Origin of the sequence: Kitasatospora sp. NPDC091276 (assembly GCF_040684355.1) — a bacterium.
GTDB lineage: Bacteria > Actinomycetota > Actinomycetes > Streptomycetales > Streptomycetaceae > Kitasatospora.
Genome location: NZ_JBFBFU010000007.1, coordinates 101,868 through 121,710, shown reverse-complemented (window position 1 = coordinate 121,710; position 19,843 = coordinate 101,868). Strand labels below are relative to the sequence as shown.

Here is a 19,843-nt window from a genome sequence, read left to right as displayed (position 1 = left end):
TCAGCTCCCTTCGGTATGGTCGGCCCCGTTGAGGGCGTCCTGGAGTTGCTTCGGGGCCCGGCTGCGCCGGCGCGGCACCGGCGGGAGCTCCTGTCCGGGCAGCGGGGGCACCGGGTATCCGCCCGCCATCGGGTCGAAGTCCCCCTTCGGCAGGGCGGGTTCGGGCTCGGGTTCCTTCTTCAGGAAGTCCCGCAGCAGGGCGAGCAGCAGGATCGCCCCGACCGGCGCGCCGACGTACAGCACCACCTCGCCGAAGCCGTAGCCCTCGTTGCGCAGCGCCCGCACGCTAGCGATCAGCACCAGCCACACCAGCGAGACCGGGATCAGCACCTTCCAGCCCAGCTTCATGAACTGGTCGTAGCGGAACCGGGGCAGCGTGCCGCGCAGCCAGATGAAGAAGAACAGCAGCAGCTGGATCTTCAGCGTGATCCACAGCATCGGCCACCAGCCGTGGTTGGCGCCCTCCCAGAAGGTCGACACCGGCCACGGGGCCCGCCAGCCGCCCAGGAACAGGGTGGAGGCCACCGCCGAGACGGTCACCATGTTGACGTACTCGGCCAGCATGAACATCGCGAACTTCAGCGAGGAGTACTCGGTGTTGAAGCCGCCGACCAGCTCGCCCTCGGCCTCCGGGAGGTCGAACGGCGCCCGGTTGGTCTCGCCCACCATCGCGATGATGTACACGATGAACGACACCGGCAGCAGCGCCGCGAACCAGGTCGGCTGCTGGTGCGCCACGATCTCCGAGGTCGACATCGACCCCGAGTAGATGAACACCGCCGCGAAGGACAGGCCCATCGCGATCTCGTAGCTGACCATCTGCGCGGCCGAGCGCAGCCCGCCCAGCAGCGGGTACGTCGAACCGGACGACCAGCCGGCCAGCACGATGCCGTAGATGCCGATCGAGGCCGTCGCCAGGATGTACAGCAGGGCCACCGGGAAGTCGGTCAGCTGCATCGCCGTCCGGGTGCCGAAGATCGACACCTCGTTGCCGGCCGGCCCGAACGGGATCACCGCGAAGGCCATGAACGCCGGGACGGCGCAGACGATCGGGGCCAGGACGTAGACCGCCTTGTCCGCGCCCTTGACCACCAGGTCTTCCTTGAGCGCCAGCTTCACGCCGTCCGCCAGGGACTGCAGCATCCCCCACGGCCCGTGCCGGTTCGGCCCGATGCGCAGCTGCATCCAGGCCACCACCTTGCGCTCCCAGACGATCGCGATCAGCACCGTCAGGACCAGGAAGCCGAAGCAGAACACCGCCTTCAGCAGCACCAGCCACCACGGGTCCTGCCCGAAGAAGTGGAGCGTCTCGTACGGCTGCGGAGTCATCGCTCCTCCCCTTCGCTGCCCGCGTCGCCCGCCGCGGCCCCGGCCCTCGCGGCCGGCTCGGGGGCGGCCACGGCGATCGTCACCAGATGGCCGACGGTGGTGCCGAGCGCGCGGTGGGCGCCGCCCGGCGTGGAGTTGAGCGGGATCCAGACCGTGCGGTCCGGGATCGAGTCGGTGACCTCCAGCGGCAGGGTCAGCGAGCCGGCCGGGCCGGTCAGCCGCAGCGCCCCGCCCGCCCCGCCCGCCTCGGCGCCGGCCTCCGGCGCACCGACCTCCTTGGCGGTGGCCGGCGAGACCCGGGCCACCGCCCGGTGCCGGGTGCCCGCCAGGTGCGGATCACCCTGCTGCAACGTGCCGTTGTCCAGCAGCTGGCGCCAACCCGCCAGCACCGCCTGGCCGGTGGCCGGGCGGGGCAGCACGCCGGGGTGCGCGGCCGGGTCCGCGGACCGGTCACCCGTCCACGGGGTGAAGTGGTCCAGCTCCAGCCGGGCCGCCCGGACGTCCGGCAGACCCAGCCGGTGGCCCAGCGCCTCCGCCAGCATGGTCAGCACCCGCAGGTCCGGGTACAGATGGCGGCCCATCTGCTGATCGGGCTTGAGCGCCGCCTCGAACATCCGCAGCCGGCCCTCCCAGTCCAGGAAGGCGCCGGCCTTCTCCGCCACCGCCGCCACCGGCAGCACCACGTCCGCGCGCGCCGTCACCGCGGAGGGCCGCAGCTCCAGCGACACCACGAACGGCACCGCCGCCAGCGCCGCGTCGGCCAGCGCCGGATCCGGCAGGTCGTCCGGGTCGACGCCGCCGACCAGCAGCGCGTCCAGCTCGCCGTGCGCCGCGGCCGTCAGGATCTGCTCGGTGTCCCGGCCCGGCCGGGACGGCAGCTCCGCCACCCCCCACACCCCGGCGGCCTCCGCCCGGGCGGCCGGAGCCGCCACCGGACGGCCGCCGGGTAGCAGCCCCGGCAGCAGGCCCGCCTCGACCGCACCGCGCTCACCCGCCCGGCGCGGCACCCACGCCAGCCGGGCGCCGGTCGCGTGCGCCAGGCGCAGCACCGCCGTCAGCGCGCCCGGGGCGGCGGCCAGCCGCTCGCCCACCAGGATCACCGCGCCCGGGCCGCGCAGCAGCTCGGCGGCCCGCCCGGCCTCGTCGTTCAGCGGCTCGTCGGCGGCCAGCGCGGCGAACCACTCCGCCTCCGTGCCCGGGGCGGCCGGCAGCAGCGCGCCGCGCAGCTTGGCCAGGCCCCGGGAGGCGAACGCCGCCACCGAGTACACCTTCAGGCCCCGGTCGCGGCTGGCCTTGCGCAGCCGCAGGAAGACGATCGGCGACTCCTCCTCCGGCTCGAAACCCGCCAGCAGCACCGCCGGAGCCTGCTCCAGCTGCTCGTAGGTCAGGCCCTCGCCGTCCACGTCCACCCCGCGCCCGGCGACGGCGGCGGCCAGGAAGTCCGCCTCCTCGCCGCTGTGCGGGCGGGCCCGGAAGTCCACGTCGTTGGTGCCGAGCACCACCCGCGCGAACTTCCCGTACGCGTAGGCGTCCTCGACGGTGACGCGGCCGCCGGTCAGCACCCCGGCGCGGGCGCCGCGCAGTCCCTCGGCGGCCCGGGCCAGTGCCTCCGGCCAGGAGGCGGGCACCAGCTCGCCGTCCACCCGCACCAGCGGGGTGGCGATCCGGTCCCGCTGCTGGGCGTAGCGGAACGCGAACCGGCCCTTGTCGCAGTTCCACTCCTCGTTGACCGCCGGGTCCTCGCCCGCCAGCCGGCGCAGCACCTTGCCGCGCCGGTGGTCGGTGCGCTGGGCGCAGCCCGAGGAGCAGTGCTCGCACACGCTCGGCGAGGAGACCAGGTCGAACGGGCGGGAGCGGAAGCGGTAGGCCGCCGAGGTCAGGGCGCCCACCGGGCAGATCTGGATGGTGTTCCCGGAGAAGTACGAGTCGAGCGGCTCGTCGTCCCCGGTGCCGACCTGCTGGAGCGCGCCGCGTTCCAGCAGGTCGATGAACGGGTCCCCGGCGATCTGCTGCGAGAAGCGGGTGCAGCGCGCGCACAGCACGCAGCGCTCCCGGTCCAGCAGCACCTGGGTGCTGAGCGGGATCGGCTTCTCGTAGGTGCGCTTCATCCCCTCGAAGCGGGTGTCGGCGTCACCCGTGGACATCGCCTGGTTCTGCAGCGGGCACTCGCCGCCCTTGTCGCAGACCGGGCAGTCCAGCGGGTGGTTGATCAGCAGCAGCTCCATCACGCCGCGCTGCGCCTTCTCGGCCACCGGTGAACTCACCTGGGTGCGCACCACCATGCCCTCGGCGACCGGGATGGTGCAGGAGGCGACGGGCTTGCGCTGGCCCTCGATCTCGACGATGCACTGCCGGCAGGCGCCGGCCGGGTCGAGCAGCGGATGGTCGCAGAAGCGCGGGATCTGGGTGCCGATCCGTTCGGCGGCCCGGATCACCAACGTCCCCTTGGGGACCTGCACTTCGACGCCGTCGATGGTGAGCGTGACCAGCTCGACCGCGGCCTTGTCGCCCGTGGAGGTGGATGGCTCTGTGATCGTCACGCGTGCACCTCCCTTTCGGTGGCGGACTGGTGGCCGGGGCGGGGGCCGTCGGCCCAGACGGTGGAGGCGGCCGGGTCGAACGGGCAGCGGCGCTCGGCCAGGTGCTGCTCGTACTCGGCCCGGAAGTGCTGGAGGGAGGAGACGATCGGGCTCGCGGCGCCGTCGCCCAGTGCGCAGAAGGACTTGCCGTTGATGTTGTCGGCGATGTCGAGGAGCTTCTCCAGGTCCCCGTCGACGCCCGCGCCCGCCTCGATCCGCTTGAGCAGCTGGACCAGCCAGTAGGTGCCCTCGCGGCAGGGGGTGCACTTGCCGCAGGACTCGTGGGCGTAGAACTCGGTCCAGCGGGTGACCGCCCGCACCACGCAGGTGGTCTCGTCGAAGACCTGCAGCGCCTTGGTGCCGAGCATCGAGCCGGCCGCGCCGACACCCTCGTAGTCCAGCGGGACGTCCAGGTGCTCGTCGGTGAACATCGGGGTGGACGAGCCGCCCGGGGTCCAGAACTTGAGCCGGTGCCCGGGGCGGACGCCGCCGCTCATGTCCAGCAGCTGGCGCAGCGTGATGCCCAGCGGCGCCTCGTACTGGCCGGGGTTGGTGACGTGGCCGGAGAGCGAGTACAGCGTGAAGCCGGGGGACTTCTCGGTGCCCAGGCCCTTGAACCACTCCTTGCCGCGGGCCAGGATCGGCGGCACCGAGGCGATCGACTCGACGTTGTTGACCACCGTCGGGCAGGCGTACAGGCCGGCGATCGCCGGGAACGGCGGCCGCAGCCGGGGCTGGCCGCGGCGGCCCTCCAGCGAGTCCAGCAGTGCCGTCTCCTCGCCGCAGATGTAGGCGCCGGCTCCGGCGTGCACGGTGATGTCGAGGTCGACGCCCGAGCCGAGGATGTCCCGGCCGAGCAGCCCGGCCTGGTACGCCTCGGCGACGGCCGCGTGCAGGCGGCGCAGCACCGGGACGACCTCGCCGCGCAGGTAGATGAACGCGTGGTCGCAGCGGATCGCGTAGGAGGCGATGATCATGCCCTCGATCAGCGCGTGCGGGTTGGCGAACAGCAGCGGGATGTCCTTGCAGGTGCCCGGCTCGGACTCGTCCGCGTTGACCACCAGGTAGTGCGGCTTGCCGTCGTTCTGCGGGATGAACTGCCACTTCATCCCGGTGGGGAAGCCGGCACCGCCGCGACCGCGCAGCCCGGCGTCCTTCACCAGGGCGATCACGTCGTCCGGCGGCATCGCCAGGGCCGCCTTGAGGCCGTCGTAGCCGTGGTGGCGGCGGTAGGTGGCCAGCGTCCAGGGCCGTTCGTCGTCCCAGGAGGCGGACAGGACGGGGGTGAGCAGCTTCTCGGCCGGCTCGGCGGCGGTCATCACGCTTCCGTCCCTTCGTGGCCGGTGCCCTCGTGGCGGGGCGCGACGACCTTGGTGCCGCCGGTGCCGGGCAGCGCCTCGCCCTTGGCCAGGCGCAGGCCGGCCAGCGAGGGCGCGCCGCCCGCGCCGGACTCGTCGTTGGCACCCGGGCGCTCGTCGGGGAAGCCCGCCAGGATCCGGGCGGACTCCTTGAAGGTGCACAGCCGGGCGCCGCGGGTCGGCCGGACCTCCCGGCCCGCGCGCAGGTCGTCGACCAGCCGCTTGGCGCTCTCCGGGGTCTGGTCGTCGAAGAACTCCCAGTTGACCATCACCACGGGCGCGTAGTCGCAGGCCGCGTTGCACTCGATGTGCTCGATCGAGATCTCGCCGTCCCCGGTGGTCTCGTTGTTGCGCACGCCGAGGTGCTGCTGGAGCTCGTCGAAGATCTGGTCGCCGCCGAGCACCGCGCACAGGGTGTTGGTGCAGACCCCGACGTGGTACTTCCCGGCCGGGCGCCGCCGGTACATGGTGTAGAAGGTGGCGACGGCGGTGACCTCGGCGGTGGTGAGGTCCAACTGCTCGGCGCAGAACCGGATGCCGGTCGGGCTGACGAAGCCCTCCTCGGCCTGCACCAGGTGCAGCAGCGGCAGCAGCGCCGACCGGGCCTGCGGGTAGCGGCCGATCAGCTCCGCGGCGTCGGCGGCCAGCCGGGCGTGCACCTCCTCGGGGTACGGTGTGGCCGGCAGCGCCGGCATCCCCAACTGGACGTCTGTCACCGGTCCACGCCTCCCATCACCGGGTCGATCCCGGCCACCGCGACGATCACGTCGGCGACCTGGCCGCCCTCGCACATCGCCGCCATCGTCTGCAGATTGGTGAACGACGGGTCCCGGAAATGGACCCGGTACGGGCGCGTCCCGCCGTCGCTGACCACGTGCACGCCCAGCTCGCCCTTGGGCGACTCGACCGCCGCGTACGCCTGGCCGACCGGGACCCGGAAGCCCTCGGTGACCAGCTTGAAGTGGTGGATCAGGGCCTCCATCGAGGTACCCATGATCTTGCGGATGTGGTCGAGCGAGTTGCCCATCCCGTCCGGGCCGACGGCGAGTTGGGCGGGCCAGGCGATCTTCTTGTCGGCCACCATCACCGGGCCCGGCCGCAGCCGGTCCAGGCACTGCTCGACGATCCCCAGCGACTGCCGCATCTCCTCCAGGCGGATCAGGAAGCGGCCGTAGGAGTCGGCGCTGTCCGCGGTCGCGACCTCGAAGTCGTAGTCCTGGTAGCCGCAGTACGGGTCGGTCTTGCGCAGGTCGTGCGGGAGGCCGGTGGCGCGCAGGATCGGGCCGGTGGCGCCGAGGGCCAGGCAGCCGGGCAGGTCGAGGAAGCCGACGTCGACCAGGCGGGCCTTGAACACCGGGTTCCCGGTGGCGAGTTTGTCGTACTCGTGCATCCGGGAGCGCAGGGTCTTCACGCACTCGCGGATCTGGTCGACGGCGCCGGGCGGGAGGTCCTGGGCGAGGCCGCCGGGGCGCACGTACGCGTGGTTCATGCGCAGGCCGGTGACCAGTTCGAAGACGTCCAGGATCAGCTCGCGGTCGCGGAAGCCGTAGATCATCAGGGTGGTGGAGCCGATCTCCATGCCACCGGTGGCCAGGCAGACCAGGTGCGAGGCGATCCGGTTGAGCTCCATCATCAGCACCCGGATCACGCTGACCCGGTCCGGGATGTCGTCGGTGATGCCGAGCAGCTTCTCGACGGCCAGGCAGTACGCGGTCTCGTTGAACAGCGGGGTCAGGTAGTCCATCCGGGTCACGAAGGTGGTGCCCTGGACCCAGTTGCGGAACTCCATGTTCTTCTCGATGCCGGTGTGGAGGTAGCCGATGCCGCAGCGGGCCTCCTTCACCGTCTCGCCGTCGATCTCCAGGATCAGCCGCAGCACGCCGTGGGTGGACGGGTGCTGGGGGCCCATGTTGACGATGATGCGCTCGTCGTCGGCCCGGCCGACCGCCTCGACCACCTCGCCCCAGTCGCCGCCGGTGACCGTGAAGACCCGGCCCTCGGTGGTCTCCCGGGCCTCTGCCTGCTCGGTCTCCTCGTGGGGTCGAGTCTCTTCGTCGTGCCGAGCATCTTCGTGGTGCCGAGTACTCATCAGCTGTACGACCTCCGCTGGTCGGGAGCCGGGATCTGGGCGCCCTTGTACTCGACGGGGATGCCGCCGAGCGGGTAGTCCTTGCGCTGCGGGTGGCCCAGCCAGTCGTCCGGCATCATGATCCGGGTGAGCGCCGGGTGGCCTTCGAAGACCAGGCCGAAGAAGTCGTAGGCCTCGCGCTCGTGCCAGTCGTTGGTCGGGTAGACGCTCACCACGGAGGGGATGCGCGGGTCGGCGTCCGGCGCGGTGACCTCCACCCGGATCAGCCGTCCGTGGGTGATCGACCGCAGGTGGTAGACCGCGTGCAGCTCGCGGCCCTTGTCGTCGGGATAGTGCACGCCGCTCACGCCCAGGCACAGTTCGAAGCGCAGCGCCGGGTCGTCGCGCAGGGTGCGGGCGGTCCGGAGCAGGTGGGCGCGGTCGATGTGGAAGGTGAGCTCGCCGCGGTCGACGACGGTCTTCTCGATCACCTCGACCGGGTCCAGGCCCTGCTCCTCCAGGGCGCCCTCCAGCTCGTCGGCGACCTCGTCGAACCAGCCGCCGTACGGCCGTTCGCTCGGGCCGGGCAGCACGATCGGCGCGGCCAGGCCGCCGAAGCCGGAGGTGTCGCCGCTGTCCTGGGCACCGAACATGCCCTGCCGGCGGCCGACCACCTCGACCGGGATCTCGCGGACCGGGTGCTCGTGACGGGTCTCGGGTACCTGCTCGTTCATCGCAGCAGCCCCCGCATCTCGCTGACCGGGGTGGCCTTGAGGGCGAGCGCCTCGCCCAGTTCCTCGGCCCGGATCCGGTTCGCGCCCAGCGGCTCGTGCTGGATCTTGTCGTGCAGCTTCAGGATGGCGTCCATCAGCATCTCCGGGCGGGGCGGGCAACCGGGCAGGTAGATGTCCACCGGGACGATGTGGTCGACGCCCTGCACGATCGCGTAGTTGTTGAACATCCCGCCCGAGGAGGCGCAGACGCCCATCGAGATGACCCACTTCGGGTTGGCCATCTGGTCGTACACCTGGCGCAGCACCGGGGCCATCTTCTGGCTCACCCGACCCGCCACGATCATCAGATCGGCCTGCCGGGGGGAACCCCGGAACACCTCCATGCCGAACCGGGCCAGGTCGTAGCGGCCTGCGCCGGTGGTCATCATCTCGATCGCGCAGCAGGCCAGACCGAAGGTGGCCGGGAAGAGTGACGCCTTGCGCACCCAACCGGCGGCCGTCTCCACGGTCGTGAGCAGAAAGCCGCTCGGCAGCTTCTCCTCGATTCCCATCAGATCCCTCTCAATGCCCTCAAGAAGCCCTCAAGTCCTGTGGTACGTCGGCCCGTTCGGGCTTGTCCGCTCGTTCACAAAGGCGGCGGCCACCCCGCGCTCAGTCCCACTCCAGGCCGCCGCGGCGCCACACGTAGGCGTAGGCGACGAAGACCGTGGCGATGAACAGGAGCATCTCGACCAACCCGAAGATCCCCAGGGCGTCGAAGGTCACCGCCCAGGGATAGAGAAAGACGATCTCGATGTCGAAGACGATGAAGAGCATCGCCGTCAGGTAGTACTTGATCGGGAACCGACCGCCGCCCACGGGCTGCGGGGTCGGCTCGATGCCGCACTCGTACGCCTCCAACTTGGCCCGGTTGTAGCGCTTGGGGCCGGTGAGTGAGGCCATCACGACGGAGCCGACCGCGAACGCCGCCGCGATGGCACCGAGTACGAGGATCGGCGCGTAGGCATTCATAGCCCCCGCTCCCTCCGTCCAGTCGTCCTTGACTGCAGATCGGAACCGGCGGGTCACGCTGAGGTGAACCCGCGTTCCGGTTCCCGGAATCCGCCCCATGTGAGGCAGTTCACAAAGCCTGGAACGAGCGCATCCTATGCCCGTCGGCTTGTGATCTGCGACACGCAGTTCAACGTCATCTTTGTGATCTACGCCACGATGGGAATCGTGACGAATATGAACATGCCCAGAGTTGTCAACACAAAGAAGTCAAATGGTCACAACCAGTCGTATTTACTTGTGAAGCGGCTGGTCAGAGCCGCACCCCTATATCAACTATGCGTCGACGGGAGCAAATTTCGAGGCGCCATGTTGACGTGTTATAGCGACTCACTCTGAGGGGTGGCGGGGGGCCGAACGCTCGCTTGACCCTTCGTTCACAAGCGCGCGAAACGGTCCTTGGGGCCCCACCCCGCCCGCCGCCCGCCGCCCGGTACGCCGAGCACCAGCCGGGCTGGGGCACGGTCTACGCCCGTCGGCCGCCGAGTCGCCGGTGACCACCACAGCGGATCACACCGGGGCCGGCTCCGGGCCCCGCTCCCCGACCCCGGTCGTGGACTCGGCGACAACAGATCCAGCGGCCTCGGACTCGACGGCTTCGGACTCGACGGCTTCGGACTCCCCGCGCCGGACGGGAGCGGGAGCGGGGACGGAGGCGGGAGCGGTGCGGCGGCCCCACTCGGTGGCGACCATGACCAGGGCTCCGCCGACCAGGGCGAGCGGACCCATCCGGTTCCCCGCGATGGTGATGCCGAAGACGGCGGCCCACAGCGGTTCGGTGCCGAGCAACAGACTCACCCGGGACGGCGAGGTGGCGCGGACAGCCCACATCTGAACGAAGAAGGCGAACAGCGTGCACAACAGGGACAGGTGCAGCAACCAGGCCCACTGGCCGGGCCCGTACGAGCGGGCGACGGCCCACGGCGACGGCCCTACGGCCGGCGCGACGGCCGCGAACACGGCTGTCGCGACGGCGAGTTGGACCCAGGTCAGGGCCAGCATGTCGGTTCCGCGGACGGCGCGGGCGCGGGCCGTCGCCAGGACGAAGGCCGAGCGCACCAGGGCGGCGCCCAGCACCAGCAGGTCGCCGGGCGAAGGCGGGCGCAGCCCGCCGTCCCCGGTGAGCAGCGCGACGCCGAGCACGGCCAGCGCGGCGGCCGCGAGGAAGGCGCGCGGCGGCGCCGTCCGGCTGAGGACGCTCTCGCCGAGCGGGGTGAGCACCATCGCGAGGCTGATGATCAGCCCGGCATTGGTGGCGGAGGTGTGCACGGCACCGTACGTCTCCAGCAGGAAGATCCCGCTGAGCACCAGCCCCAGTGCGCCGCCGCCCAGCCACTCGGCGCGGCTCAGCCTCCGTAGCGCCGGCCAGGCGACCATCCCGAGCAGCGGCAGCACCAGCCCGAACCGCAGGACCAGCATCGCCACGGCCGTCCCGGGCTCCGCCACCCGCTGGACGGCGAGGAAGCTCGACCCCCACACCACCGCCACCAGGAGAACCGGCAGGTCGCGAAAGGCCGATGAGGACGAAGACACGGACTGGGAGGCGCGCATGAGTCAGATCCCTCCGAGCGAACGGAACCGGCGGGGCGCGAGTACCGTACGGCGTCGGACGGACCCTGGAGCTGGGCGGAGGGCGCAGCTATCGACGGGGCGGAGCATGGAGCAGCGGGACGCCATCCTCCCGCACCGGCGCACCCGTGATCAACGCCCTGCCGCAACTCACCGGATCTCCGGCGGGCTCCAGCGACCCCGGGGCCGACGTCCTTCCCAGGCCCGGCAGGTCAGCGGGCGAGCAGGCCGTTCGCCGCGGCGATCTCCTCGATGTCGGCCGGGGTCCCGGACATGATGGCGCGGACGTGCTCGGTGACGAGCTCGACCGGCCAGTTCCACCAGGCCGCACGGAGCAGTCGCTCGACGTCGGCGCCCTCGAAGCGGCGCCGGATCGGGCGGGCGGGGTTGCCGCCGACGATGGTGTACGGCTCGACGTCGGCGGTGACCATCGCACCGGCCGCGACGATCGCGCCGTCGCCGATCCGGACGCCGGGCAGGACGGTGGCGCCGAAGCCGAACCAGACGTCGTTGCCGATCACGGTGTCGCCCCGGCTGGGCAGGCCGGTGACGAGGTCGAGGGTCCGCTCGGTCCACTCGCCGCCGAACATCGTGAACGGGAAGGTGGACACGCCGATGGTCGGGTGGGCGGCGCCGGCCATCAGGAAGCGGGCCCCGGTGGCGATCGCGCAGTACTTTCCGATCACCAGCCGCTCGGGTCCGTAGGCGTAGAGGACGTTGCGCTCCTCGAAGCGGGTGGCCCCTTCGGGGTCGTCGAAGTAGGTGTACTCGCCGACCTCGATCCGCGGGTCGGTGACGAGCGGGCGCAGCAGGACGACCCGGTCGTGGCCGGCGAGCGGGTGCAGGGCAGTGGGGTCGGGAATGGCGGTGGCGGTCACGCAGACTCCTCTCGTAACGCGACCAACGTCGCATTACGATGAGCATGGCACGGCCGCCACACCACAGCAAGCCTTAACGCGACTGGAGTCGACTTTGAACGACAACGCCCCGGAGCCGACCCACCCCGAAACGACCCACCCCGCAACCACCGCACAGCCCGCGACGACCCACCCCGCCACCACCGCACAGCCCGCGACGACCCACCCCGAAACGACCCACCCCGAGCCCCGCACCCCGACCCCCCGCCCCGGCGGTCGCAGCGCCCGGGTCCGGGAGGGGGTGGTCGCCGCCACGCTCGCCGAGGTCGCCGAGAAGGGGTACGACGGCCTCACCGTCGAGGCGGTCGCGAGCCGCTCCGGCGTCCACAAGGCGACGCTGTACCGGCGGTGGGGCGGAGTGGACGGCCTGGTCGCGGACGCCCTGACCGCCTCGGCCGACCAGCCCTGGCCGTTGCCCGACACCGGCGACCTCCGCGAGGACCTGCGGCTGATCACCCGGGAGGTGTTCACCGTCTTCACCGATCCCGACCTGGGGGCCACCCCCACCGCGCTGATCTTCGCCGCCCAGCGCTCCGACACCGGCGCGACCGCCCTGCGCGCCTTCTTCGCCTCCCGCCACCGCCAGGCCGCCGAGGTCGCCGAACGAGCCGTCGCCCGGGGCGAGTTGCCCACCGGAACGGACGGCGCCGAGGTGGTCCGGGCCGCCACCGCCCCGCTCTACTACCGGCTGTTCGTCACCGGCGAGCCGCTGGACGCCCACACCGCCGAGCGGGCCGCCGACGCCGCCGCGCTGGCCGCCCGCGCCGGGCTGTTCACCTCCGCACCCCGGGCCAACCCCGTTCCCCCGGAGCCCTCCTGACCCTCCACCCGCCCGACGGTGCCTGAAACCCGACGGCCCCTACCGACCCCTACCGGATCGCCGCCCCGGCGTGGATGATGGCGCCATGCCAACCCCGCCGTCCACCACCCTCCGGAAGGCCCGTCACGTGAAGCGCGCACCCTGGGCCCTGCTCGCCGTCGCCACCGTGCTCCCGCTCACGGCGAGCACCGGCACCGCCGTCGCGGACACCCCGCCGCCCGCGCCCGCCTGCGCCTACACGCCCGCGGTGCCGGCCGACAACTTCAAGGGCATCCCCGTCTTCGACGCCGAGAAGGCCGCCCAGCCCTACCGCGCCACCCTGCGCACCAGCCAGGGCGCGATCACCTTCCAGGCGCTGACCGACAAGGCGCCCTGCACCACCTTCTCGTTCCGCTTCCTCGCCGAGCACGACTACTTCGACCGCAGCCACTGCCACCGCCTCACCACCCAGCGGCTCTACGTCCTGCAGTGCGGCGACCCGACCGGAACGGGCAGCGGCGGGCCCGGCTACTCCTTCCCGGACGAGAACCTGACCGGCGCCACCTACCCGGCCGGCACCGTGGCGATGGCCAACGCCGGTCCGAACACCAACGGCAGCCAGTTCTTCTTCGTCTGGAAGGACACCAAGCTCTCCCCCGCCTACACCCCGTTCGGCCGGATCACGGCGGGCCTGGACGTCCTGCAGAAGATCGCCGCGGGCGGCGAGGACGACCAGAACAACCCCGGCGACGGCTTCCCCACCCTCCCCGTGAACATCCGCCACGTGAAGATCAGCACCCGCTGACCGGGAGCCCGCCCCTCACCCCCCGCCCCCACGCTGTTCCCGTGCGTCCGCGGCGCCTCCCGTACGGTGGCAGCACCAACGACACCGCACGGGAGCAGCGCGCATGGACAGCCGGATCTGGGAGAGCGTGGACCACCTCGTCGCGTGGCTCGACGAGCAGGGCACGCAGTCGCCCCGGGAGGAGCGCCTGCTGCGGATCCTCAAGCTCTCCGAGGAGGTCGGCGAGGTCGGCGCCGCGGTGATCGGCGCCACCGGCCAGAACCCGCGCAAGGGCGTCACCCACAGCTGGGAGGACGTCCAGCACGAGCTCTGCGACGTCGTCTTCACCGCCCTCGTCGCCCTCCGGACGCTCACCCCCGACGCGGCCCGGGTCTTCGCCGACCGCCTCGCCTACGTCGAACAGCGCTCCGCCGCCTCCCGCCGCCCGGCGGACGGGGAGCGGAAGACGGCGGAGGAGACGCCCTGAGGTCCTGGAAGGGACCGGGGGGCCGGGTGGACCGAGGGGGCCGGGAGAAGGCCCCGGGCCCGCTACGCGTTGGGCGCGACCTTCGCGAGGCCGTTGATGATGCGGTCCATCGCGTCGCCGCCCTGCGGGTCGGTGAGGTTGGCGAGCATCTTGAGGGTGAAGCGCATCAGCATCGGGTGGGTGAGGCCGCGCTGGGTGGCGAGCTGCATCACCTTGGGGTTGCCGATGAGCTTCACGAAGGCGCGGCCCATCGTGTAGTAGCCGCCGTAGACGTCCTTGAGGACGCGCGGGTAGCCCTGCAGAGCGCGCTCGCGCCCGGTCTCGGTGACCCGGGCGTGGGCCTGGACGATGACGCCGGCGGCGATCTGGCCGGATTCCATCGCGTAGGCGATGCCCTCGCCGTTGAACGGGTTGACCATGCCGCCCGCGTCGCCGACGAGCAGCAGGCCGCGGGTGTAGTGCGGCTGCCGGTTGAAGGCCATCGGCAGCGCGGCGCCGCGGATCGGGTCGGTCATGTTCTCGGGGGTGTAGCCCCACTCCTCCGGCATGCCGGCGCACCAGGCCTTGAGCACCTCGCGCCAGTCGAGTTCGCCGAACGCGGGCGAGGAGTTGAGGATGCCGAGGCCGACGTTGGAGGTGCCGTCGCCCATGCCGAAGACCCAGCCGTACCCGGGCAGCTGCTTGCGCTGGCCGCCGCGGGTGTCCCACAGCTCCAGCCAGGACTCCAGGTAGTCGTCGTCGTGGCGCGGCGAGGTGAAGTACGTCCGGTAGGCGACGCCCATCGGGCGGTCCTCGCGGCGGTGCAGGCCCATGGCGAGCGAGAGCCGGGTGGAGTTGCCGTCGGCGGCGACCACCAGCGGGGCGCGGAAGGTGACCGGCCGCTTCTCGTCGCCGAGCTTGGCGGTGACGCCGACGATCCGGCCGGTGCGCTCGTCCAGGACGGGCCCGCTGACGTTGCAGCGCTCGTAGAGCCGGGCGCCGGCCTTCTCGGCCTGACGGACCAGCAGCTCGTCGAAGTCGGCGCGCTTGCGGACCAGGCCGTAGTCGGGGAAGGCGGACAGCTCGGGCCAGTCCAGCTCCAGCCGGACGCCGCCGCCGATGATGCGCAGGCCCTTGTTGTGCAGCCAGCCGTTCTCGGTGGAGACGTCGATGCCCATGTCCACCAGCTGCTTGGTGGCGCGGGGGGTGAGGCCGTCGCCGCAGACCTTCTCGCGCGGGAACGCGGTCTTCTCCAGCAGCAGCACGTCCAGCCCGGCCTGGGCGAGGTAGTACGCGGTGGTGGAGCCGGCCGGACCCGCGCCGACCACGATGACGTCGGCCGTGCTCTCGACCGGGCTGTCCGGCTTCGTCAGATCGGCTGCGGTCTCGGACACGGTGGACACTCTCCTGGAGCTGCGGCTGTGGGGACGGCGGCTTCTGTCTCCGGCAGTCTAGTTCCGTCCCCGCCGCCGGAAACGACCACGCCCCCACCCCGCCGGTGCAACGGCTACCCGAGCTTGTACGCCCGGTGCAGCGCGACGATGCCGCCGGTGAGGTTGCGCCAGGCGACCTTGGACCAGCCGCTCTCCTGCAGCCGGGCCGCCAGCTCGGGCTGGTCGGGCCAGGAGCGGATGGACTCGGCGAGGTACACGTACGCGTCCGGGTTGCTGCTGACCGCGGTGGCGACCGGCGGCAGGGCGCGCATCAGGTACTCGGTGTAGACCGTCCGGAACGGCGTCCAGGTCGGGGTGGAGAACTCGCAGATCACCAGCTTGCCGCCGGGCTTGGTGACGCGCTGCATCTCGCGCAGCGCCGCGTCGGTGTCCTGGACGTTGCGCAGCGCGAAGGAGATCGTCACCGAGTCGAAGGTGCCGTCCGCGAACGGCAGCCGGGTGGCGTCGCCGGCGGTGAGCGGCAGCTCGGGGTGGCGGCGCTTGCCCTCGACGAGCATGCCGACGGAGAAGTCGCAGGGGACGACCTGCGCGCCGGCCTCGGCGAAGGGCAGCGAGGAGGTGCCGGTGCCGGCTCCGAGGTCGAGCACGAGGTCCCCCGGTCCGGCGTCCACCGCCTCGGCCACCGCCCGGCGCCAGGCGCGGGCCTGGCCGAGGGACAGCACGTCGTTGGTGCGGTCGTACTTGGCCGCGACGTCGTCGAACATGGCGGCGACTTCGTGCGGCTGCTTGTCCAGAGAGGCTCGGGTCACGCCCCCATTGTTCACCCTGGCGCCGACACCCCGACCAACGGGGCACGCCGCGGGGCGTCCGCACCCGCCGCACGCCCCCGCCGTCCAGCGCCCCCGCCCGGCCCCACCGGTGCCGCGCGCCCCGTCAGTGCTGCGCGCGCCGCCCGCTCGCGCGCCGCCGGCGCCGGGAGCGCTTGCCGTGGGTTATCGCGGGCATCCCGTCGGCCAGCGCCCCGGTCGCCAGTGCGACGGTGGTGGCCAGCCGGCCCTGCCCGGCGCGGACCGCGAGCGCCCGCCGGTGCCGCCGGATGCGCAGCACGCAGATCACGAACATCCCGACCGCGACCGGCACGCTGAACCGGGCCAGGCCGACGCCGACCGGCTGCGGGTAGGTGTCGCCGCAGATCCGCACCGCGCCCGGGTCGTCGGCGGCGTGCTCCAGGCAGATCGGGTCGCCGATCCTGGCGCCGTCGGCGAGCGGCAGCGCGGCCGCGGTGTGCGACTGGCCGGACGCCCGGTAGCTGACGGCACTGTAGGAGCCGCCGCCGGTGGGGAGCTGGGTGACGACGCCTTCGACTCTCACGGGGTGGGCGCCGATCCGGTCGGCCTGGTCGGCCTGGCGCCAGCCGAGCAGGCACATGCCGACGGCCAGCACGGCGCTGAGCACGGCGGCGAGGTACCAACCACGGCCCAACCGCGGGGATCGCGGCGGGGGGACGGTCGCGGATCGCATGGTTCCTGTCCTGGCTTGCCTTCGGGGCCTGGGACACGGCCCCGCCACCCGCGGGCACGGGCGGTAGGTGGTGAGGGTACGGAGTGAGCTGTCCGGGATCGTATCCGCTGGCGGGCCCTCAGGTCACGGCGAAGGGGGAATCACCCCGCAGGGTGGACAGTGGAGTTCGGCGGCACACGAAGGAAGTGCCGTACGCCGCAAGGAAGTCCGACTACCGGCGAGTACGTCGTCCGGTTCCCGGCCCCGTTCAGCGCCGCCGGTACACCAACCGCCCGCCCAGCACCGCGGCCAGGCAACCGCCCGGCGATGGCTGGGCGAAGCCCTCCCCAACGGCCGGGAACACCGCGAAGTCGGCCCGGCCGCCCGCCGCCACCCGGCCGTGCACGGCCGCCGCGAGCGGCAGCACCGACAGCGGGTCCAGCGGGCCGTCCGCCGGGGCCGTCGCGTCCGGGGCGCCCGGCAGCGCGACCAGCCCGGAGCGCGCCACGGCCGTGCGCACCGCGGCCCGCTCGAACGGCCCGGCCACCGCCGTCACCCCGAACCCGAGCATCCGTTGCAGCCCGCGCCGGGCGCTCGCGCCGCAGCGCCCCTCGTCGACGGAGCCCGTCAGCCCGTCCGCGACCGGCTCGACGCCGATCTCCTCGCGCGGGTCCGGGTGGTAGGCGTGTTCCAGCAGCCGGTGCCCGTACGGGTTGCGCAGCCCCGGTGTGAGCACCGCGGCGCCCCAGTCCCGCAGTCGCGCCCCCGGGTGCGCGGCGGCCAGTTCCCGGTACGGTCCGACGGCCTCGACGCGGTCACCGCGCACCAGCACCGCCCCGTCCGGGAGGGACGGGGCGGTGGGGTCGGCCGGGTCGGGCAGCACCAGGGCCGCCCGGTGCAGGGTCAGCACGACGGTGCCCCGGGCCTCAGTTGTCCAGGATCTTCAGCTCGGGGTGCGCGGTGCCGCCCTCGATCGCCGTGGAGGCGATGTGCGAGGCGACCCGCGGGTCCACCGGGTCGTTGGCCGGGTCGTCCAGCACCCGCAGGTGCTCGTACGTGGTCGCGCGCTGCGCCGGGACGCGGTCGGCGGCCCGGATGAGGTGGATCAGCTCGGTGAGGTTGGAGCGGTGCTTGGCACCGGCCGCCGAGACGACGTTCTCCTCCAGCATGACCGAGCCGAGGTCGTCCGCACCGTAGTGCAGCGACAGCTGGCCGGCCTCCTTGCCGGTGGTGAGCCAGGAGCCCTGGATGTGGGCGACGTTGTCGAGGAACAGGCGGGCGATCGCGATCATCCGCAGGTACTCGAAGACGGTGGCCTGCGTCGAGCCCTTCAGGTGGTTGTTCTGCGGCTGGTAGGTGTAGGGGATGAAGGCCCGGAAGCCGCCGGTGCGGTCCTGCACGTCGCGGATCATCCGCAGGTGCTCGATCCGCTCGGCGTTGGTCTCGCCGGTGCCCATCAGCATGGTGGAGGTGGACTCCACGCCGAGGCCGTGCGCGGCCTCCATGATCTCCAGCCAGCGCTCGCCGGACTCCTTGAGCGGGGCGATCGCCTTGCGCGGCCGCGCGGGCAGCAGCTCGGCGCCGGCGCCGGCGAAGGAGTCCAGGCCGGCCCGGTGGATCCGGGTGATGGCCTCCTCGATCGAGACGCCCGAGATCCGGGCCATGTGGTCGACCTCGGAGGCGCCCAGGGAGTGGATCACCAGCTGCGGGAAGTCGGCCTTGATGGCCGAGAACGCGCGCTCGTAGTACTCCACGCCGTAGTCCGGGTGGTGGCCGCCCTGGAACATGATCTGGGTGCCGCCCAGTTCGACGGTCTCGGCGCAGCGGCGCAGGATCTCGTCGAGCTCGCGGGACCAGCCCTTGTCGCTCTTCGGCGGCACGTAGAAGGCGCAGAACTTGCACGCCGTCACGCAGACGTTGGTGTAGTTGATGTTGCGCTCGATGATGTACGTCGCGATGTGCTCGGTACCGGCGTAGCGGCGGCGGCGCACCGCGTCGGCGGCGGAGCCGAGCGCGTGCAGCGGCGCCGAGCGGTACAGCTCCAGCGCCTCCTCCGGGGTGATCCGGCCACCGCCGGCGGCCCGGTCGAGCACGGCCTGCAAATCGGTGCTGGGCGCATCGAGGGTGGTCGCTGCGAGCTCGGTCACCTGGCCGCCTTCTCTCTCTCGGATACTGCAGTTCTCGGCGCTGCCGCCCCCCGGACGGCAGGCGTCCGGGTACGGCCGAACCAGCCTACGCCAGGCCTTTCGAGCGTCCGCATCAGCCCGCTGCCCGTCGACCACCGCGCTCAATCGACCACCGCGCTCAACCGACCACCGTGCTCAGCCGACCGGCAGCGCCGCCGGCTCCAGCAGCCGCACCGCGACGTCCGACGCGAAGCCGCTGTCGTGCGCGACCCGGCGGGCGAACTCGGCGACGCCGGCCAGCTGCCGCTCGCCGAGCGAGAAGTCGAGGGCCTCGCTGAAGTACCGCTCCAGCACGTCCGCGCCGAAGGCCTCCCAGCGGGCGGCCTGTTCGGCGACCTTGGCGGCCTCGACCAGTGAGAGGTCGCGGGACTCCAGGAAGGCCCGGTGCACGGCCGCGGTCAGTTCCGGACGGCGCTCGGCGAACTCGCGGCGCACGGCCCAGACGGCGAAGACGAACGGCAGGCCGGTCCACTCCTTCCACATCTCGCCGAGGTCGTGGACGGTCAGTCCGAGGTCGGCGGCCTGGCCGAGGTAGGCGCGCAGCGCCGGGTCGCCGATCAGGACGGCGGCGTCGGCCTCGGCGAGCATCGAGCTGAGGTCGGGCGGGCAGCTGAAGTAGTCGGGGCGGACGCCCTCGCGTTCCTCCAGCAGCAGCCGGGCGAGCCGGACGGAGGTGCGGCTGGTGGAGCCGAGGGCGACGCGGCGGCCGTCCAGGTCGGCGAGCGGCACCTTGCTGACGATGAGGCAGGACATCACCGGGCCGTCGCTGCCGACCGCGATGTCGGGCAGGACCAGGAGGTCGTCGGCGTTGCGCAGGTACTCCACGCAGGTGATCGGACCGATGTCCAGCGAGCCGTCGACGAGCTGGTCGCTCAGCTTCTCCGGGGTGTCCTTGGTGAGGTCGAGGTCCAGCAGGTTGCCGGTCCTGGCGAGGCCCCAGTAGAGGGGGACGCAGTTCAGGAACTGGATGTGGCCGACGCGAGGCCTGACCGGGGTGTGTTCCTGGGGCTCCCGCGATTGTCCGTCCGGTGCTGCCACTGCGCCGCTCCCTTGTACTGTTCGTGCGCTTTCCCGCAGCGTATGCCTGCTGTTCACAGAGGCTTGCACCGG

The 19,843-nt window shown here is 72.2% G+C and carries 19 protein-coding genes; 3 read left to right on the top strand and 16 right to left on the bottom strand.

The window, feature by feature from the left end:
• The 10 genes from nuoH to AB0O19_RS11355 all read right to left on the bottom strand — a co-directional run bounded on the left by nuoH (position 1) and on the right by AB0O19_RS11355 (position 11,565).
• Complete coding sequence (gene nuoH / locus AB0O19_RS11400; RefSeq protein WP_363619157.1) at positions 1–1,329, bottom strand: NADH-quinone oxidoreductase subunit NuoH; 1,329 nt, start codon at positions 1,327–1,329, stop codon at positions 1–3.
• A complete protein-coding gene (locus AB0O19_RS11395; protein ID WP_363619156.1) occupies positions 1,326–3,869 on the bottom strand; it encodes an NADH-quinone oxidoreductase subunit G in 2,544 nt (847 codons plus the stop codon). The genes nuoH and AB0O19_RS11395 overlap by 4 nt, the downstream gene beginning before the upstream one ends.
• Positions 3,866–5,227, bottom strand: a complete 1,362-nt coding sequence (gene nuoF / locus AB0O19_RS11390; RefSeq protein WP_363619155.1) for an NADH-quinone oxidoreductase subunit NuoF — start codon at positions 5,225–5,227, stop codon at positions 3,866–3,868. The genes AB0O19_RS11395 and nuoF overlap by 4 nt, the downstream gene beginning before the upstream one ends.
• A complete protein-coding gene (nuoE, locus tag AB0O19_RS11385; protein WP_363585048.1) occupies positions 5,227–5,982 on the bottom strand; it encodes an NADH-quinone oxidoreductase subunit NuoE in 756 nt (251 codons plus the stop codon). The genes nuoF and nuoE overlap by 1 nt, the downstream gene beginning before the upstream one ends.
• Positions 5,979–7,355 carry an NADH-quinone oxidoreductase subunit D gene (locus AB0O19_RS11380; RefSeq protein WP_363619154.1) on the bottom strand — a complete coding sequence of 459 codons (1,377 nt, stop codon included), beginning with the start codon at positions 7,353–7,355 and terminating at the stop codon, positions 5,979–5,981. Before AB0O19_RS11380 ends, nuoE begins: the two co-directional genes overlap by 4 nt.
• Positions 7,355–8,068 (bottom strand): NADH-quinone oxidoreductase subunit C, encoded by a 714-nt coding sequence (locus AB0O19_RS11375; protein WP_363619153.1) that lies wholly within the window; start codon positions 8,066–8,068, stop codon positions 7,355–7,357. Before AB0O19_RS11375 ends, AB0O19_RS11380 begins: the two co-directional genes overlap by 1 nt.
• A complete protein-coding gene (locus AB0O19_RS11370; RefSeq protein WP_063348147.1) occupies positions 8,065–8,619 on the bottom strand; it encodes an NADH-quinone oxidoreductase subunit B in 555 nt (184 codons plus the stop codon). The genes AB0O19_RS11375 and AB0O19_RS11370 overlap by 4 nt, the downstream gene beginning before the upstream one ends.
• A 100-nt stretch (positions 8,620–8,719) precedes the next feature.
• The gene (locus AB0O19_RS11365) at positions 8,720–9,079 is read right to left on the bottom strand and encodes an NADH-quinone oxidoreductase subunit A (RefSeq protein ID WP_030060100.1); all 360 of its coding nucleotides are present in this window, start codon (positions 9,077–9,079) and stop codon (positions 8,720–8,722) included.
• Between the two features lie 549 nt (positions 9,080–9,628).
• A complete protein-coding gene (locus AB0O19_RS11360) occupies positions 9,629–10,669 on the bottom strand; it encodes a DMT family transporter (protein WP_363619152.1) in 1,041 nt (346 codons plus the stop codon).
• A 230-nt stretch (positions 10,670–10,899) separates the two neighbouring features.
• On the bottom strand, positions 10,900–11,565 hold the full coding sequence (locus AB0O19_RS11355) for a CatB-related O-acetyltransferase (protein WP_363619151.1): 666 nt from the start codon (positions 11,563–11,565) through the stop codon (positions 10,900–10,902).
• A gap of 94 nt (positions 11,566–11,659) precedes the next feature.
• Between AB0O19_RS11355 and AB0O19_RS11350 the strand changes: the two genes are divergently transcribed.
• From AB0O19_RS11350 to AB0O19_RS11340, 3 genes are all read left to right on the top strand, one after another.
• A complete protein-coding gene (locus AB0O19_RS11350) occupies positions 11,660–12,424 on the top strand; it encodes a TetR/AcrR family transcriptional regulator (protein ID WP_363619150.1) in 765 nt (254 codons plus the stop codon).
• Between the two features lie 85 nt (positions 12,425–12,509).
• Positions 12,510–13,208 (top strand): peptidylprolyl isomerase, encoded by a 699-nt coding sequence (locus tag AB0O19_RS11345; RefSeq protein ID WP_363619149.1) that lies wholly within the window; start codon positions 12,510–12,512, stop codon positions 13,206–13,208.
• Between the two features lie 103 nt (positions 13,209–13,311).
• On the top strand, positions 13,312–13,674 hold the full coding sequence (locus tag AB0O19_RS11340) for a MazG-like family protein (protein ID WP_363585035.1): 363 nt from the start codon (positions 13,312–13,314) through the stop codon (positions 13,672–13,674).
• Positions 13,675–13,736: 62 nt separating this feature from the next.
• Here the strand turns inward: AB0O19_RS11340 and AB0O19_RS11335 are convergent, their stop codons facing one another.
• From AB0O19_RS11335 to AB0O19_RS11310, 6 genes are all read right to left on the bottom strand, one after another.
• Positions 13,737–15,026, bottom strand: coding sequence for a geranylgeranyl reductase family protein (locus AB0O19_RS11335; RefSeq protein ID WP_350877772.1), 1,290 nt, complete (start codon positions 15,024–15,026; stop codon positions 13,737–13,739).
• 134 nt (positions 15,027–15,160) lie between these two features.
• Positions 15,161–15,856: a demethylmenaquinone methyltransferase gene (locus tag AB0O19_RS11330; RefSeq protein ID WP_363585033.1), complete on the bottom strand. Its 696-nt coding sequence runs from the start codon at positions 15,854–15,856 to the stop codon at positions 15,161–15,163.
• Positions 15,857–15,980: 124 nt separating this feature from the next.
• Positions 15,981–16,568 (bottom strand): hypothetical protein, encoded by a 588-nt coding sequence (locus tag AB0O19_RS11325; RefSeq protein ID WP_363585031.1) that lies wholly within the window; start codon positions 16,566–16,568, stop codon positions 15,981–15,983.
• A 247-nt stretch (positions 16,569–16,815) separates the two neighbouring features.
• Positions 16,816–17,457: a hypothetical protein gene (locus tag AB0O19_RS11320; protein ID WP_363585029.1), complete on the bottom strand. Its 642-nt coding sequence runs from the start codon at positions 17,455–17,457 to the stop codon at positions 16,816–16,818.
• Between the two features lie 16 nt (positions 17,458–17,473).
• Complete coding sequence (gene mqnC / locus AB0O19_RS11315; protein ID WP_363585027.1) at positions 17,474–18,694, bottom strand: cyclic dehypoxanthinyl futalosine synthase; 1,221 nt, start codon at positions 18,692–18,694, stop codon at positions 17,474–17,476.
• 174 nt (positions 18,695–18,868) lie between these two features.
• Entirely contained in the window at positions 18,869–19,771 is a 903-nt protein-coding gene (locus AB0O19_RS11310) for a menaquinone biosynthesis protein (RefSeq protein ID WP_063348157.1), read from the bottom strand.
• Positions 19,772–19,843: the final 72 nt, after the last annotated feature.